17 protein-coding genes are annotated in these 16,366 nt (G+C 72.1%); 13 read left to right on the forward strand and 4 right to left on the reverse strand.

Going from position 1 to position 16,366, the window contains the following annotated elements; translation table 11 throughout:
* Window positions 1-79: 79 nt before the first annotated feature.
* The 3 genes from argB to ABD056_RS21020 form a co-directional block, all read right to left on the reverse strand.
* Window positions 80-1,003, reverse strand: coding sequence for an acetylglutamate kinase (argB, locus tag ABD056_RS21010; protein ID WP_343869991.1), 924 nt, complete (start codon window positions 1,001-1,003; stop codon window positions 80-82).
* 130 nt (window positions 1,004-1,133) lie between these two features.
* Window positions 1,134-1,682, reverse strand: a complete 549-nt coding sequence (locus ABD056_RS21015) for a copper chaperone PCu(A)C (RefSeq protein ID WP_343869993.1) — start codon at window positions 1,680-1,682, stop codon at window positions 1,134-1,136.
* Window positions 1,683-1,762: 80 nt separating this feature from the next.
* Window positions 1,763-2,290, reverse strand: coding sequence for a DUF2946 family protein (locus tag ABD056_RS21020; RefSeq protein ID WP_343869995.1), 528 nt, complete (start codon window positions 2,288-2,290; stop codon window positions 1,763-1,765).
* On the opposite strand from ABD056_RS21020, the gene ABD056_RS21025 reads away from it, so the two are divergent.
* The 6 genes from ABD056_RS21025 (at window position 2,289) to ABD056_RS21050 (ending at window position 7,739) form a co-directional block, all read left to right on the forward strand.
* The gene (locus ABD056_RS21025; protein ID WP_343869997.1) at window positions 2,289-3,116 is read left to right on the forward strand and encodes a HugZ family pyridoxamine 5'-phosphate oxidase; all 828 of its coding nucleotides are present in this window, start codon (window positions 2,289-2,291) and stop codon (window positions 3,114-3,116) included. The two genes, ABD056_RS21020 and ABD056_RS21025, sit on opposite strands and share 2 nt — an antisense overlap.
* Window positions 3,117-3,188: 72 nt before the next feature.
* On the forward strand, window positions 3,189-4,307 hold the full coding sequence (locus tag ABD056_RS21030; RefSeq protein ID WP_343869999.1) for an HWE histidine kinase domain-containing protein: 1,119 nt from the start codon (window positions 3,189-3,191) through the stop codon (window positions 4,305-4,307).
* A 67-nt stretch (window positions 4,308-4,374) separates the two neighbouring features.
* Window positions 4,375-4,752, forward strand: a complete 378-nt coding sequence (locus ABD056_RS21035; protein ID WP_343870001.1) for a response regulator — start codon at window positions 4,375-4,377, stop codon at window positions 4,750-4,752.
* Between the two features lie 42 nt (window positions 4,753-4,794).
* Window positions 4,795-5,598: a uroporphyrinogen-III C-methyltransferase gene (gene cobA / locus ABD056_RS21040; protein WP_343870003.1), complete on the forward strand. Its 804-nt coding sequence runs from the start codon at window positions 4,795-4,797 to the stop codon at window positions 5,596-5,598.
* Between the two features lie 172 nt (window positions 5,599-5,770).
* A complete protein-coding gene (locus tag ABD056_RS21045; RefSeq protein ID WP_343870005.1) occupies window positions 5,771-7,336 on the forward strand; it encodes an FAD-dependent oxidoreductase in 1,566 nt (521 codons plus the stop codon).
* On the forward strand, window positions 7,326-7,739 hold the full coding sequence (locus ABD056_RS21050) for a hypothetical protein (RefSeq protein ID WP_343870007.1): 414 nt from the start codon (window positions 7,326-7,328) through the stop codon (window positions 7,737-7,739). Before ABD056_RS21045 ends, ABD056_RS21050 begins: the two co-directional genes overlap by 11 nt.
* 28 nt (window positions 7,740-7,767) lie before the next feature.
* On the opposite strand, the gene glgC is transcribed toward ABD056_RS21050, so the two are convergent.
* Entirely contained in the window at window positions 7,768-9,021 is a 1,254-nt protein-coding gene (gene glgC / locus ABD056_RS21055; protein ID WP_343870009.1) for a glucose-1-phosphate adenylyltransferase, read from the reverse strand.
* 168 nt (window positions 9,022-9,189) lie between these two features.
* Between glgC and ABD056_RS21060 the strand changes: the two genes are divergently transcribed.
* The 7 genes from ABD056_RS21060 to ABD056_RS21090 all read left to right on the forward strand — a co-directional run.
* On the forward strand, window positions 9,190-9,993 hold the full coding sequence (locus tag ABD056_RS21060; protein WP_343870011.1) for an energy-coupling factor ABC transporter ATP-binding protein: 804 nt from the start codon (window positions 9,190-9,192) through the stop codon (window positions 9,991-9,993).
* Window positions 9,981-10,574 carry a CbiQ family ECF transporter T component gene (locus ABD056_RS21065; RefSeq protein ID WP_343870013.1) on the forward strand — a complete coding sequence of 198 codons (594 nt, stop codon included), beginning with the start codon at window positions 9,981-9,983 and terminating at the stop codon, window positions 10,572-10,574. The genes ABD056_RS21060 and ABD056_RS21065 overlap by 13 nt, the downstream gene beginning before the upstream one ends.
* A 4-nt stretch (window positions 10,575-10,578) precedes the next feature.
* Window positions 10,579-11,115, forward strand: a complete 537-nt coding sequence (locus tag ABD056_RS21070) for a biotin transporter BioY (RefSeq protein WP_343870014.1) — start codon at window positions 10,579-10,581, stop codon at window positions 11,113-11,115.
* A gap of 98 nt (window positions 11,116-11,213) precedes the next feature.
* Entirely contained in the window at window positions 11,214-12,791 is a 1,578-nt protein-coding gene (gpmI, locus tag ABD056_RS21075) for a 2,3-bisphosphoglycerate-independent phosphoglycerate mutase (protein ID WP_343870016.1), read from the forward strand.
* Window positions 12,792-12,865: 74 nt separating this feature from the next.
* Window positions 12,866-14,380 carry a murein hydrolase activator EnvC family protein gene (locus ABD056_RS21080; RefSeq protein WP_343870017.1) on the forward strand — a complete coding sequence of 505 codons (1,515 nt, stop codon included), beginning with the start codon at window positions 12,866-12,868 and terminating at the stop codon, window positions 14,378-14,380.
* Complete coding sequence (locus ABD056_RS21085) at window positions 14,377-15,744, forward strand: S41 family peptidase (RefSeq protein WP_343870019.1); 1,368 nt, start codon at window positions 14,377-14,379, stop codon at window positions 15,742-15,744. The genes ABD056_RS21080 and ABD056_RS21085 overlap by 4 nt, the downstream gene beginning before the upstream one ends.
* Before the next feature lie 86 nt (window positions 15,745-15,830).
* Window positions 15,831-16,366, forward strand: a 536-nt coding sequence (locus ABD056_RS21090; RefSeq protein ID WP_425545068.1) for a hypothetical protein, incomplete at its 3' end; no start/stop codon positions are given.

A 16,366-nucleotide genomic window follows, 5' to 3' on the forward strand; every position in this document is an offset into this window, starting at 1 on the left:
GGCGCGGGGCGGGGAGCCTGCCGCCCCCCCTTGGCTCACGCCGCTTGCGCGGCGCCGCGTTCCTGGAGGAACGCGGAGGTCAGTCCATCCACACCGCCGTGCCGGCGCCGTGGGGGGTGAAGATTTCCAGCAGGATGGCGTGCGGCACCCGGCCGTCCAGGATCACCGCGCCCTCCACGCCCTGCTCCACCGCGTGCATGCAGGTTTCCACCTTGGGGATCATGCCGCCCTTGATGGTGCCGTCGGCGATGCAGGCGCGCGCCTCGGCGATGGTCATGTCGGGGATCAGCTGGCCTTCCTTGTCCAGCACGCCCACCACGTCCGTCAGCATCAGCAGGCGCGAGGCGCCGGTGGCCGCCGCGATGGCGCCCGCCGCCGTGTCGGCGTTGATGTTGAACGTCTCGCCGTTCGGACCGATGCCGATGGGGGCGATCACCGGGATGACGTCGCTTTCCTCGAACATGTCCAGCAGGTGCGGCGTGATCTCGGTCGGCTCGCCGACGAAGCCCAGGTCCAGCACCCGTTCGATGTTGCTGTCCGGGTCCTTCTTGGTGCGGCGCAGCTTGCGGGCCTTGATCAGGTTGCCGTCCTTGCCCGACATGCCGATGGCGAAGCCGCCGGCCTTGTTGATGGCGGTGACGATTTCCTTGTTGATGGCGCCGGCCAGCACCATCTCGACGATGTCCACCGTCGCCTGATCGGTGACGCGCAGGCCGTCGACGAATTCCGACTCGATCTTCAGGCGGTCGAGCATGCGGCCGATCTGCGGGCCGCCGCCGTGGACCACCACCGGGTTGATGCCCACCTGCTTCAGCAGCACGATGTCGCTGGCGAACTGTTCCGCCAGTTCGGCGTCGCCCATGGCGTGGCCGCCGTACTTGACGACGACGGTGCTGCCGGCGAACTCGCGCATGAAGGGCAGCGCCTCGGACAGCGTCTTGGCCTTGCGCAGCCAGACTTCACGCTCTTCGGGGGGCAGCGGGGTCTTCTTGGGCGGGGTCATGGGCGGGCGGCTCCTGATCTCGAACCGGGTTGCAGCGATGGGCCGCGATCCTAGTGCAAGAGGGCGCGCCGTGTCCGATGAAAAATGCGGGACGGACGCCGGCCGCGGCCCGCCCGTCCCGCGCTCGGCGTCAGTGCGCCTTGCCGTGCTGCATCTGGGCGCCGCCATGGCCGGCGGCCGCGTCGGCGGCCGGCGCCGGGGTGCCGTCGTAGGTCATGGCGCCGGGGCCGTTGACCTTCACGGTGACCGTGGTCTCGCCGGCCTTCTCGAAGGTCAGCGTCAGCGGGAAGCTGGTGCCTTCCTTCAGCGGCTCCTTGAGGCCGATGAGCATGACGTGCAGGCCGCCGGGCTTCAGCTGCACGCTTTCGCCGGCGGCGATGTCGATGCGCTCCACCGGGCGCATCTTCATGACGTCGCCTTCCATGATGTGGGTGTGCAGCTCCACCACGTCGGAGACGTCGGCGGCGGCCTTCAGCAGCGCGTCGGGCTCGCTGCCGGAGTTGGTCAGTTCAAGGAAGGTGCCGCCGGCGCGGGCCATGCCGGCCGAGGCGCGGGCCCAGGCGTGGCCCACTTCGATGGCGCCGGCGGTGGCGTTGTTGTCGCCATGGGCAAAGGCGCCGGCAGCGCCGGCAAGCATGAGGCCGGCGACGGTGGCGGCGCCGAGGATGCGGGTGAACATGGGTATGAAACTCCTGCGGACGGGCGGCGCGTGCAGGCGCCCGTCGGGTCGTCGTCAGGCAATGGTGAAACGGCGTGTGCTCAGACGACGGCAGGCGGCGGCCCGCGGGCCCGGACCGACAGCGGCGCGCGGTCGAGCGGGGCGGTTGCACTCGCCTCGGCGAACACGGCGAACGGCGCGGCGCCCGGCATGGGGGCGGCCACATCGGGCACCGGCAGGCCGGTCAGGCCGAGGGCGGTACAGACGGAGCACGCAAACGCGGCGGGGACGGAGGAAGACCCGCCGCGGGGCTCCTGCCCCTGGTCGATCACACGGGTGCCGAACCCGGTGCAGATGACAAGGGTGCGCAGCGGTGCGTCGGCCCCGGCCGGAAGGGGAACGGCCTGTCCGAGGGGGACCACCACCTGCAGCCACAACGCCACCATCGCCAGCCAGACGGGGAACCCGACCGGACGATGATCCGCGCGCGGCCGCTGGTCGGCCGGCCGCGGGCGTATGGAGACGCTGCGGTGCATGGCGTCAGTGTGGCCGCAATCGCCACCGCTTGCCAAGGGGCGATCGGCGGCGGAGAGTTCGGGTTTACCCGCCATCATCCGGAACCGCCCCATGAAGCCCGAAATCCCCGTCATCAAGCCCGGCCGCAGCCACCGCGAGGCGGTCCGCCGCCTGCTGCGCGAGCGGACCAAGGCCACCCTCGCCACCACCATGACGGCGGCCGGCGAGCGCGACCCCGGCGCCCCCTACGCCAGCCTGGTGACCTTCGCCACCGACCACGACGCCAGCCCGATCCTGCTGCTGTCGGGCCTGTCCGACCACACCCGCAACCTGGCGGCCGATCCCCGCGCCGCCCTGCTGCTGGACGACACCGACGGCCTGCCCAACCCGCAGACCGGCGCCCGCGCCACCGTCATGGGCCGCATCGACCGCCTGACCGCCGAGGCCGACATCGACCGCTGCCGCCGCCGCTTCCTCGCACGCCATCCGGCGGCGGCGCTCTATGCCGGGTTCGGCGACTTCGGCTTCTTCCGCATGACCATCACCCGCGTCCACTTCGTCGGCGGCTTCGCCCGCGCGGTGTGGCTGGACGACCCCGCCGACGCCCTGACGCCGCCCGACGTCGCCGCCGCGCTCGCCGCCGCCGAGGCGGGCATCTGCGGCCACATGAACGACGACCACGCCGAGGCCGTGGCGCTCTATGCCACCCGCCTGCTCGGCCGCGACGGCGACGGCTGGCAGCTGGCGGCGCTGGATGCCGACGGCTGCGACCTGGTGCGCGGCGAGGAAGCCGCCCGCCTGCCATTCCCCCAGCCGCTGACCGAACCCGGCGATGCCCGCCGCGTGCTGGTGGAGCTGGCACGGCAGGCGCGGGCGGCGACGGGCGATGGCGGAAACGGCGGCGGAACCGGCGGCGGCGACGGGCACGGCCACCCCTGACCGGCCCTTGACAGCAGCATTCAACGCCCCCAGGTGCAGCGCCTGCGACGCTGCCGCCGGAGACCCGTCTGGATGACTGCCGCCCGCTCCCCCGCCGCCCCCGACGGCCTCTCCCGCCAGCTGATCGCCACCGTGGCGTCGCTGTCGGCGGCCCGCGACCTCGACACCGTCATGCGCCTGACCACCCGCGCCGGCCGCGACCTGCTCGGCTGCGACGGCGTCTCCTTCGTGCTGCGCGACGGCGGCCTCTGCCATTATGCCGAGGAGGATGCGCTGGAACCGCTGTGGAAGGGCCGGCGCTTCCCGCAGGAGGAATGTATCTCCGGCGTCGCCCTGCGCGAACGGCGGCTGGTGGTGGTGGACGATGTCGCCGCCGATCCCCGCCTGCCGGTCGGGCTCTACCGCCCCACCTTCGTGCGCAGTCTGGCGGTGGCGCCGGTGCGGGAGGATGACCCGGTGGCGGTGCTGGGCGCCTATTGGGGGCGCCGCCACCAGCCGACGCCGGCGGAGCTGGAGCTGCTGCAGGCGCTGTCCAATGCCGCCGCCCTCGCCCTTGCCAATGTCGAGCTGGCCCGCGCCCACCACGAGGCGCGCGAGGCGGAGCGTCACCAGCGGCTGCTGGTGGCGGAACTCAGCCACCGGGTCAAGAACACCCTGGCGGTGGTGCAGTCCATCGCCCGCCAGACGCTGGTCCGCGCCGCCGACCTGGAGCAGTTCGGCGACCGCTTCCTCGGCCGCCTGGGGGCGATGGCGGAGGCGCACGGGCTGCTGGTGACCGCCGACTGGAAGCCGGTGCCGCTCCATGCCGCCGCGGCCCAGGCGCTGGCGCCGTGGCAGGCGCAGTGCCGGCTGCGGGGCGACGCGGCGCTGACCCTGCCGCCGCCCGTCCATCTGGCGCTGGCCCTGGTGCTGTATGAACTGGCCTGCAACGCCGCCAGGCACGGCGCCCTGTCGGTGCCGGGCGGCCGCGTCGACCTGGACTGGCGCCTGACCCCCAACGACGACGGTCGCCCCGGCCTCGCCCTCCACTGGCGCGAGCACGATGGCCCGCCGGTGGCGGAACCGCTGCGCAAGGGCTTCGGCACCCGGCTCATCACCGGCATGATCGGCCATGACCTGTCCGGCCGCTGCACCATGGTCTTCGATCCCGCCGGGCTGCACTGCCGCCTGTGGCTGCCCGCCGATCCCTGAGGCCGCCGAGGGCCGCCGCAACGGCGGCAGCGGCACCTCCGTTGATGGGACAACCGAAGGAGGCTCCATGCCCGCCTGCCGCATCCTGATCGTCGAGGACGAAGCCCTCATCGCCATGGACATCCAGGACATGGTGGAAGAGATGGGATACGACGTCTGCGGCGTCGCCTCCTCCGCCAGCGGGGCGGTGACCATGGCCCGCCAGCTGGAACCCGACGTGGTGCTGATGGACGTGCGCCTGCGCGGCCCCGGCGATGGCGTCGACGCGGCGCAGGAAATCCACGCCGGCCGCAACGTGCCCATCGTCTACCTCACCGCCTCGGGCGATCAGGCGACCGTCGACCGCATCAACCAGGACCACCCGGCCAGCATCCTGCCCAAGCCGGTGCGGCGGCAGATGCTTGCCTCGGTGCTCGACCGCCTGCTGCGCGGCGGCGGCGGCTGACGCCGCTGGAAACGCGCGCGGGCTTGCGCTAGCGTGCGCGGCATGGAGACGACGCTTCCCTTCTCGCTGCCGGCCTTCGAGCCGGGCTGGGTGTGGCTGGTGGGGGCGGGTCCGGGCGATCCCGGCCTGCTGACCCTGCTGGCCGCCCATGCCCTGCGCTCGGCCGACGTGGTGGTCTATGACGCGCTGGTCGACCAGGGCGCTCTGGCCCTGGCCAATCCGGCGGCGGAACTGGTCTATGCCGGCAAGCGCGGCGGCAAGCCGAGCCCCAGCCAGCCCTCCATCACCGCCTCGCTCATCGACCTCGCCCGCGCCGGCCGCCGGGTGCTGCGGCTGAAGGGCGGCGATCCCTTCGTGTTCGGGCGGGGGGCGGAGGAAGCGCGGGCGCTGGCCGAAGCCGGCATTCCGTTCCGCGTCGTGCCCGGCATCACCGCCGGCATCGGCGGCCTGGCCTATGCCGGCATTCCCGCCACCACCCGCGACACCAACGCCGCCGTCACCTTCGTGACCGGCCACGCCTCCACCGGCGAGGTGCCCGACGGCATCCGCTGGGCGGAACTGGCCAAGGGCAGCCCGGTGATCGTCTTCTACATGGCGCTCAAGCACCTGCAGACCATCGTCGACCGCCTGCTGGCCGGCGGACGCGATCCGCAGGAAAGCGCCGCCATCGTCGCCTCGGCCGCGACCCCGGCGCAGCGGGTGGTCACCGGCGTGCTGGCGGACCTTCCGCGACTGGTGGCCGAACACGGGCTGGAGCCGCCGGCCATCGTGGTGGTGGGCGAGACCGTCAGCTTCCGCGACCATCTGGACTGGTGGCGCCCGCCCCACGACGCGGCGGCGGAATAGGCGCCGCCGCCCGGCGCTCCCACGCCGCCCGTCCTACGCCCTTGGCATGAGCGGCGGGCGCGAAAGAGCCGCCGCTCCCCTTGCGGTGGAATGGACAGCACCGGGCAGGCGTGTACGGTTTCCTGGCGACGGCGCGGCAGCGCGCCGGACCTCAGGAACCTTCGGAGACGCCATGATCATCACCGCGGAAGGCATCGACCCGGGGTCGGAGCTGACAGGGGACGTGTGCATCGTCGGCGCCGGCGCCGCCGGCATCACGCTGGCGCGCGAGATGGCGGCAGGCGGTGCCAAGGTCATCCTGCTGGAAGCCGGCGAGGAGGAGTTCACCGACGAGTCGCAGGACGTCTACGACGGCGAATCCCAGGGCTATGCGCCGATCTATTCGTCGCGCCTGCGCTATTTCGGCGGCACCACCAACCACTGGTCCGGCTACTGCCGCCCCTACAACCGCATCGACTTCGAGGCGCGCGACTGGATTCCGCGCAGCGGCTGGCCCATCACCTACGACACCCTGTTCGGCTACCTGGACAAGGCGCGGCCGCTGGTGGAAATCACCGACCGCGGCTTCCATGCCGAGGACTGGGTGGAGGCGGTCGGCGGCGAGCTGTTCCCGCTGCCCGACACCTTCGTGCAGAGCGTGTCGCAGCTGAGCCCGCCCACCCGCTTCGCCGAGCGCTACCGCGACGACCTGGAAACCACCGGCGCCATCACCTGCGTGCTGCGCGCCAGCGTGGTCGACCTGGAGCCGGCCGACGAGGGCAACCGCCGGATCGGCCGCGTCACCGTCCAGCGCTACGACAACGAGACCTTCACGGTCGCCGCCCGCTTCTTCGTGCTCGCCCTCGGCGGGGTGGAAAACGCCCGCCTGCTGCTGGCGGTGCGGACGGTGAAGGACCGCGCCCTCGGCGCCTCGCCCGATCTGGTCGGCCGCTTCTTCATGGACCATGTGGGGGCCGACGTCGGCGTGCTGGCCATGCCCATGGCGGCGGCGGAAGCCTCCATCTACCTGCCGTGGAAGGGCCGCCAGCTGGGCGATACCGTGGTTGTGCCGGCCATCGAGACGTCGGACGACTTCCAGCGCGAACACAAGCTGACCAACGTCAACTTCACCCTCATCCCCGGCCAGAGCTACGGCATCCGCGCCTTCCGCCGCATCGCCGGCGACCTGGAGCGGTTCAAGTGGCCGCAGACCCTGGACCGCGACATCGTCGGCATGTTCTCCAACTTCGACGACGTGCTGTCCCACGCCGGCGAGAAGCTGGGCATGAGCGACGCCACCATGCACTTCTACGTCCGGGCCATCGCGGAAAGCACGCCCAACCCCGACTCGCGGGTGAGCCTGGATACCGGCACCGACCGCTTCGGCATGCCGCGGGCGCGGCTCGACTTCCGCGCCAACGACATCGACCTGCACAGCGTCGACGTGTCGCTGATGACGCTGGCGCAGGCGCTGGGCGAGGCAGGGCTGGGCCGCGTGAAGATCGACTTCGAGCCCAATGGCCAGTGGAGCGACAGCGTCGAGTGGGGCTACCACCACTGCGGCACCACCCGCATGAGCGCGGCGGCGGAGGATGGCGTGGTCGATGCCGACCTGCGCATGCACGGCATGGACAACCTTTACGTCACCGGCAGTTCGGTGTTCCCGACCATCGGCGCCACCACCCCGACCTGGCCCATCGCCGCGCTGTCGCTGCGCCTGGCCGACCACCTGCGGGAGAGGATGAGCAATGACTCGTGACAAGACTCCCACCGCCACCGCCACCGCCGGCGCTGCCCTGTCGCGCCGGGCCGTTCTCGCCGCCGGGGCGGCCGGCGCGGTTGCCGCCACGGTGACGGCACCGGCCGCGGCACTGCCCGCCGGAGGCAGTGAGGATCGCCTGCGCCGCCTGTGCCGCACCCTGGCCGGCGGCCGTTCCGCCGCCGCGGCGGTGGCGTGGCCGGTGGCCTCGGCCGAAGCCCTCTGCCGCGAGGCGACGGGGCTCGACCTGGGGGCCGTGGCAAAGCTGTCCGATGCCGAGGTGCTGGCCGCCATCGCCGATGAAACCCGCCGCGCCTTCCGCGCCGGGCAGGTGGCGCGGGTCGGCGGCTGGGTGCTGGCGCGGCCGGAAACGGCGGTCTACCGGCTGGCGGCGGGGGCGTAAGCCTCCTCCGCCCCGCGGGGGACGCCGGTTACAGGGTGAGCGACGAGATCGGCACCAGCGACCGCTCGCCCTTGATGACCACCAGGCCGCTTTCCGTCACCTGCCAGCGGCGGCGGTCTTCCTCGGCGTCGTAGCCGATGACGGTGCCGGGCGGGATGTGGACGTTCTTCTCGATGATGGCGCGGCGGATGCGGCAGCCGCGTCCGACCTCCACGTCGTCGAACAGGATGCTGTCCTCCACCAGGGCGTAGGAATGCACCCGCACGTAGCGGCCGAGCACGCTGCGCTTCACGGTGCTGCCGGAGATGATGCAGCCGCCGCACAGGATGGAATCGATGGCCTGGCCGCGCCGCTTTTCCTCGTCGAAGGCGAACTTGGCCGGAGGATCGCTGTAGCCGGCGGTGCGCAGCGGCCATTGCCGGTTGTAGAGGTTCAGCGGCGGGTCGATGGCCCGCATGTCCATGTTGGCCTCGTAATAGGCATCCAGCGTCCCCACGTCGCGCCAGTAGGGCACCTTGTCGACCGGGTCGCCGGCGATGTGGTTGGTCTGGTAGTCGTAGGCGTACATGGGCACGCGGCCGATCAGGTTCGGCAGGATGTCGGTGCCGAAGTCGTGGCCGCTGCGCGGGTCGGCGGCATCGCTGCCCACCAGGTCCAGCAGCAGGTCGGCGTCGAACACGTAGTTGCCCATGGAGGCCAGCACCATGTCGGGCCGGCCGGGCATGGTGGGCGCATCGGGCTTCTTTTCGTGGAAGCCGACGATGCGGCCGTCGCCGTCCACCTCGATCACCCCGAAATCCTTGGCGAAGCGCTTGGCCACCGGCAGGGCGGAGATGGTGACGCCCGCCCCCTTGTCGCGGTGGTAGGCGATCATCTGCCGCACGTCCATGCGGTAGATGTGGTCGGCGCCGAACAGCACCACCACGTCGGGGCGCGACTGCTCGATCAGGTTGGCGTTCTGGAACACCGCGTCGGCGGTGCCCTTGTACCAGGTCTCGCCGGGGGTGCGCATCTGGGCCGGCACCGGGATGATGAACTGGTTCTGCAGCATGCTGCCGAACTGCCAGCCGTCGCGCAGGTGCTGCAGCAGCGACTGGCTGCGGAACTGGATCAGCACATAGATCGAGTAGATGCCGGAGTTGATCAGGTTGCTGAGGACAAAATCGATGATGCGGTACTTGCCGCCGAACGGCACCGCCGGCTTGGCCCGTTCCGCCGTCAGCGGTGCCAGGCGGGTGCCCTTGCCGCCGGCAAGAACCAGTGCGAGAACCTTCAGCTCCATGATTTCTCCCCCGAAATCCGCCGCCACGCGGCCGCCACCGGCACAGCCTGCCATGCCCGGCGCGCGGTTGCGAGGGGGCTTGCGCGGTAGACGGGCGGAAAGACGCATTTTTTCCCCGGACAAGCAGCTGTCGAAGCGCCTTGCCGAGTCGCCGCCGCCGTGCCAAAGGTGGGGGCATCCTTCCAGCAGCGGAACGAGCGGGACGAGAACGGCGTGAACGGCGCGGTGCAGGGTGTGGAACTGACGGACGTCACCGTCCGCCGCGGCGGTCAGGTCGCCCTGGCGGCGGTCAGCCTCGCCCTCGGGGAGCGCCGCATCGGGCTGGTCGGCCGCAACGGCTCCGGCAAGTCGACCCTGGCGCGGCTGGTGAAGGGGCTGCTGAAGCCCGATGCCGGCTGCGTGCGCGTCCACGGACTCGACCCCGCCGCCCGCAGCCGCGAGGCGGTGGCCTGCGTCGGCTTCCTGTTCCAGAATTCCGATCATCAGATCCTGTGCCCGACGGTGGTGGAGGAAATCGCCTTCGGGCTGGTGGAGTTCGGCACCCCCCGCCGCGAGGCGGAGGACCGCGCCCGCGCCCTGCTCGCCGACCATGCCGTCGCCGACTGGGCGGCGCGCCCGGTGGCGGCGCTGTCGGAGGGGCAGCGGCGGCTGGTCTGCCTGCTGGCGGTGCTCGTCATGGGGCCGCGCCTGCTGGTGCTGGACGAACCCTATGCCGGCCTCGACATCCCCACCCGCCTGCGCCTCGCCCGCTTCATCGCCGGGCTGCCGCAGCAGGTGATGCTGATCGGCCACGCCGCCGAGGACTTCGCCGGCTTCGACCGCATCCTGTGGCTGGAAGCCGGCCGGGTGGAGCGCGACGGCCCGCCCGAGACGGTGCTGCCCGCCTTCCTGGCCGCCATGCACCGGCTGGCCGGCCTCGGCGACCTGCGCGACGCCGACGGCACGGCGGAGGCGACGCCATGGGTCGCCTGACGCCGCTCGCCGCCCCTGCCCGCCGGCTGCCGGCCGGCGTCAAGCTGCTGCTGCTGGCGGCGGCGAGCGTCGGCCTGTTCCGCCTGGGCGATCCGCTGGCCCTGGCGGCGGCGGTCGCCGCGGTGCTGGCGCTGGCCGCCCTGGCCGGGGCATGGTCGGCAGTGGCCGGGCTGCGGCCGCTGGCGCTGGTGATCGTGCTGTCCTTCGCCATGCACGCGGCGCTCGGCGACTGGCTGCTCGGGCTGGTGGTATGCCTGCGCATCGTCACCCTGGTGATTCTGGCCGGCATCGTCTCCGCCGTCACGCCGCTGTCGGAGATGCTGACCGCCTTCGAGCGGGCGCTGGCGCCGCTGCGCCGCCTGGGCGTGCCCACCCGCGCCGTGGCGGTGGCGCTCGCCATGACGCTCCGTTTCGCGCCGCTGCTGGCCGAGCGCTGGCGGACGCTGGGCGAGGCCTGGCGCACCCGCTCCCCGCGCCGGCCGCACTGGCGGCTGCTGATCCCCTTCGTGATCGGCGCCCTGGATGACGCCGACCGCGCCGCAGAGGCGCTCGCCGCCCGCGGCGGTTTCCTGGAGAAGTAAGACCATGCCGTCCACCGTCGCCCGCATCGCCCTGTTCGCCGCCCTCATCGCCGCCCTCGGGCTGGTGCCGCAGATCACCCTGCCCTTCGCCGGCGGCGTGCCGATCACCGCCCAGACCCTCGGCATCATGCTGGCCGGCCTGATCCTCGGCCCGTGGCGTGGCGCCGCCGCCGTGCTGGTGTTCCTGGCGGTGGTCGCCATGGGCGCCCCGCTGCTGGCCGGCGGCCGCGGCGGGCTGGGCGTGTTTGTCGGCCCGACCGTCGGCTTCCTGGTCGGCTTCCCCATCGCCGCCATCGTCATCGGCCTGATCTGGCGCGCCATGCCGGAGGGGCGGCCGATGCTGGCCGGCGTCACCGCCTCGGTGGTGGGCGGCATCCTCACCCTCTACGCCTTCGGCATCCCCGGCCTCGCCCTGGTGACCGACATGCCGCTGACCAAGGCCGCCATGGTGATGGCCGCCTTCATCCCCGGCGACATCCTGAAGGCGCTGATCGCCGCCGCCGTGAACCGCGAGGTCCGGCGGGCGCGGGTGCTCGCCTGACGGCGAATCGAGCCCTTCCCTGTGGAACTTTCAGGCCCGCCGCCTTATGTTCAGGGCCTGATTTCCCCCCACCGCTCAGGAAAGCAGCCAGGCCCCCGATGACCAGCGCAAGCACCCCGAACCGCCCGCCGAAGCCGGTTGTCCTCTGCATCCTCGATGGCTGGGGCCATCGCGAGGACCCCACCGACAACGCCATCGCTCAGGCCGACACGCCGAACTGGGACCGCCTGATGTCGTCCGCCCCGCGGGCGCTGGTGGAAACCTCCGGCTACGACGTCGGCCTGCCCGAGGGGCAGATGGGCAACTCGGAAGTCGGCCACATGAACATCGGCGCCGGCCGCGTGGTGATGCAGGACCTGCCGCGCATCGACCGCGCCATCGCCGACGGCTCGCTCGCCCGCAACGAGGCGCTGCTGCGCTTCATCGACAAGCTGAAGGCCTCGGGCGGCGCCTGCCACCTCATGGGCCTGCTCAGCCCCGGCGGCGTCCACAGCCACCAGGACCACATGGTGGCTCTGGCCAAGGTGGTGGCGGCGGCCGGCGTGCCGGTGCGGGTGCATGCCTTCCTGGACGGCCGCGACACCCCGCCGCAGTCGGGCCGCGAGTTCACCGCCCGCTTCCTGGCCGACATCGAGGGGCTGGGCGACGTCCGCATCGCCACCGTCGCCGGCCGCTTCTATGCCATGGACCGCGACAAGCGGTGGGACCGCGTGCAGGCCGCCTATGACGCCATGATCGACGCCGCCGGCGCCCGCCACGGCGATGCCCTGGAGCTGATCGACGCCTCCTACGCCGCCGGCAAGACCGACGAGTTCGTGCAGCCGGCCATCGTCGGCGACTATGCCGGCGCCCGCGACGGCGACGGCGTGCTGTTCGCCAACTTCCGCGCCGACCGCGCCCGCGAGATCACCCAGGCGCTGCTCGACCCCGCCTTCGACGGCTTCGCCCGCCCCCGCGTGGTGCGCTTCGCCGCCGCCGCCGGCATGGGCCAGTATTCGGTCGCCCACACGGCCTGGCTCGACACCCTGTTCCCGCCCGAGGCGCTGACCGGCATCCTCGGCGAGGTGGTCGCCACCGCCGGCCGTACCCAGCTGCGCATCGCCGAAACCGAGAAGTACGCCCACGTCACCTTCTTCCTGAACGGCGGCGAGGAACGGGTCTACCCCGGCGAGGAACGCATCCTGGTGCCGAGCCCCAAGGTCGCCACCTACGACCTGCAGCCGGAAATGAGCGCGCCGGAGGTGACCGACCGGCTGGTGGACGCCATCGGCTCCGGCCGCTTCGACCTCATTGTCGTCAATTTCGCCAACGGCGACATGGTCGGCCACAGCGGCATCCTGGCCGCCGCCATCAAGGCCGCCGAGGCCGTCGACATCGCCCTCGGCCGGGTCGAGCAGGCGGTGGTGAAGGCCGGCGGCGCCATGATCGTCACCGCCGACCACGGCAACTGCGAGATGATGCGCGACCCGGTGACCGGCGAGCCGCACACCGCCCACACCGTCGGCAAGGTGGATGCCCTGCTGGTCGGCGCCCCCGACGACGTGGTGGGGTTGCAGGACGGCCGCCTGGCCGACCTGGCGCCCACCGTTCTCGCCCTCATGGGCCTGCCGCAGCCGGCCGAGATGACCGGCCATTCGCTGTTGCAGACCCGCAAGCAGGCTGCCGCGGCGGAGTGATCTGCCGCCGGCGGCCTGCCGCCGTCCGTCGCCTGCCGTTGCCCTGTGCCGCCGCCTGAAGGGGCCGCCTGATCGTGCGCCTGTGCCCGCGCCGCCTCCGCCGTTCGCTGCTGGCCGCCGCCGTCCTTGCCGGCGGCGGTGCGCTCGGGCACGGGCTGGGGATCGGCCCGGCGCCGGCCGTCGCGGCGCCCGACCCCGAGGCGCAGACCCAGCAGAAGCTGGAGGAAGTGCGCCAGCAGCTGGAACAGAGCCGCCAGGAACAGCAGACCCTGTCGAAGACCGCCGACGCCCTGACCCAGGAGGTCGAGGATCTGCGCAGCCGGCTGGTGGCCGCCGCCGCCAAGGTGCAGGACTACGAGGAAAGCCTGTCCTACCTGGAAACCCGCATGGCCGAGCTGCGGGAGGAGGAAGAGGCGCTCCACAACGGCCTGGAGGCCCGCAACGCCCAGATGGCGCAGGTGCTGACCGCCCTGCAGCGGCTGTCGTGGCGGCCGAAGGAAACCCTGCTCATGCAGCCGGGCTCGCCGGAGGATACGGTGCGCTCGGCCCTGCTCATGCGCTCGGCGGTGCCGGCCATCGGGGCGGAGGCCAAGTCGCTGCGTGCCGACATCGACCGCCTGACCGACCTGCGCGACGCCATCGCCGGCCAGCACGACCAGATCGCCGCCCTCGGCAAGGATCTGGAAGGCGAGCACAACCGCCTGCAGGATCTGGTCGCCCGCAAGGCCGCCCTGGTGGAACAGACCTCCCGCCGCTCGCAGGAGGCTGCCAGGCGGGCGCAGACACTCGCCGCCGATGCCGAGACCATGCGCGACCTGCTCGACAAGCTGGCCGAGGATCGCCGCAAGCGCGAGGAAGAGGAAAAGCGTCAGCGCGAGCTGGCGGAGGCCCGCCGCATCGCCGCCCATGTCGCCGCCAAGCCGGCCCCGCCGGCGCCTGCCGCCCCGCCGCCTCCGGCGGGAGCGACGGGGCCGGGCGGTCTCGCCCCGGCGGCCGGGCCGCTGATGGCGCCCGACGGCACCACGGCGCTGCTGCCGGTCTCACCGCCGGCTGGCGGCAGCCGCCCGGCGTCGCCTGCCACCGCTCCGGCATCCCCGGCGACCACCCAGACCGCCAGCGTCTCCGCCAACGGCGGCGCCATGCCGCCGCCCCCCAAGGCCGCCGCCACCCAGGCGGCGCTGCGGCCGCTGGACGAGGTGCGCGGGGCCATGCCGCTGCCGGCCCGTGGCCGCGTCGCCACCCGCTACGGCTCCGAACTCAGCCCCGGCAACACGTCCAAGGGCATCGTCATCGAAACCCGCGGCGGCGCCGCGGTGGTCGCCCCGGCCGACGGCGTGGTGGCCTTTTCCGGTCCGTTTCGCGGCTATGGGCATCTCTTGATCCTTGAACACGCCGGCGGATATCATACATTGCTGTCAGGGATGAGCCGCATCGATGCCCAAGTGGGGCAGCGGCTTCTGGCGGGCGAGCCGGTGGGCGTCATGGAACGGTCGGACGGCCCAAGCCTTTATGTCGAATTGCGCCGCGACGGGCAGCCCATCGACCCGCTGCCGTGGCTGGCGGCGAACAAAGGTAAAATCAGCGGATGAAGCGTATACTAGCGATTGCGACGGCTGCCTTCGCCCTCCTGTCGTTCGGCGCCCTGCCGGCGGCGCAGGCGGCGGAAGCACCGCAGGTCCGCAATACCGAGGAAACCTATCGGCTGCTCGACCTGTTCGGCGACGTGTTCGAGCGCGTGCGCCGCGACTACGTCGAGGAAGTGGGCGACAAGGCGCTGATCGAGGCGGCCATCAACGGCATGCTCACCGATCTCGACCCCCACTCCAGCTACCTCAACGCCGACAGCTTCAAGGACATGCAGGTGCAGACCCGCGGCGAGTTCGGCGGGCTCGGCATCGAAGTGACCATGGAGAACGGCCTCATCAAGGTCGTTTCGCCCATCGACGACACGCCCGCCTTCCGCGCCGGCCTGCAGCCGGGTGACCTGATCACCCACATCGGCGAGGAAGAGGTCACCGGCATGACGCTGCAGGACGCGGTCGAGAAGATGCGCGGCCCCGTCAACAGCGACATCAAGCTGACCATCCGCCGCAAGAGCCAGGAACCGTTCGACGTCACCCTCACCCGCGACGTCATCAAGATCCAGTCGGTGCGCTCGCGCAGCGAGGACGACATCGGCTACGTCCGCATCACCTCGTTCAGCGAACAGACCTACGCGGGCCTTGAAAAGGCCATGAACGACATCAAGAAGCAGGTGGGCGGCGACAAGATCAAGGGCTGGGTGCTCGATCTGCGCAACAACCCCGGCGGCCTGCTGGATCAGGCGGTGGCCGTGTCCGACGCCTTCCTGGATGCCGGCGAGATCGTCTCCACCCGCTCCCGCAGCGCCGACGAGACGCAGCGCTTCAACGCCCGCAAGGGCGACCTGGCCGACGGCAAGCCCATCGTGGTGCTGATCAACGACGGCTCCGCCTCGGCGTCGGAAATCGTCGCCGGCGCCCTGCAGGACCACCGCCGCGCCATCGTTCTCGGCACCAAGAGCTTCGGCAAGGGCTCGGTGCAGACCATCGTGCCGCTGCCCGGCCACGGGGCCATGCGCCTGACCACCGCTCGCTACTACACGCCGTCGGGCCGCTCCATCCAGGCGCTCGGCATCGAGCCCGACATCCATGTCGAGCAGGCGCATATCGAGACCCTGAACAACCGCTTCCCGCGCCGGAGCGAAGCCGGGCTGCGCGGCGCCCTGCAGAACCCCAACGGCAACGGCAACGGCCATGGCGGTGCCGAAGGCGCGCCGCAGGTGGAGCCCACGCCGGGCGCCACCGTGCCGCCGGGCACCGCCCCGGCCGGCGACGCCGCCGCCGAAACGCCGGAGGAACCGGAGGACTACCAGCTGACGCGGGCGATCGACCTGCTGCGCGGGCTGGCCCTGTACGGCAACCGCCAGGGGTAACCCTTCGGCAATCTTCTTGGTGTAGACTTCCGCCGGCGCGGCTTCTTCCCGAAGCCGCGCCGGCTGGCTGAGTAAGGACCGCTGCCATGGCTCTCTCATTCAAGGGCCTGTTCTCCCGCAAGAAGAAGACCCGCGCCGGCGATGATGACGGGCGCGAGCCTTTCTTCACGGGCGCCACGCTCGGCCCCGGCCTCGGCAACGACGGCGACGGCCAGGACGACGGCCCGGCACGCGGTTTCGACGACCTGCTGGATGATGACGCCTGGGGCGGCGACGACGATGACGACGGCGCCCCCCGCCGCGGCGCCCGCAAGGGCTCCGGCCGCAAGCGCGTCGCCCTGTTCGCCGCCATCGGCCTTGCCGCCGCGGTGATCGGCGGCGGTGCCGCGTGGTGGCTGATGACCGGCGGCGAAGGCCCGGCCCAGGTGGCCGGACTGCTGTCCGGGGACGGCAGCGGCGATGCCTCCACCGCCGCCACCGGCGGCGGCGGCGAGGCGCCGGCCGGCCCCAGCGCCCCCATCGGCTCCGGCGAGCGGGTGTCGCTGCCCATGCCGCCGGCCCCGGGCCTGGATGCCCCGCGCCTCAGCGCCGGCAGCACCGAAGCGGTGGTCGACCCCACCGC

This window comes from Caenispirillum bisanense (assembly GCF_039523075.1).
Classification (GTDB): Bacteria; Pseudomonadota; Alphaproteobacteria; order Rhodospirillales; family Rhodospirillaceae; genus Caenispirillum; species Caenispirillum bisanense.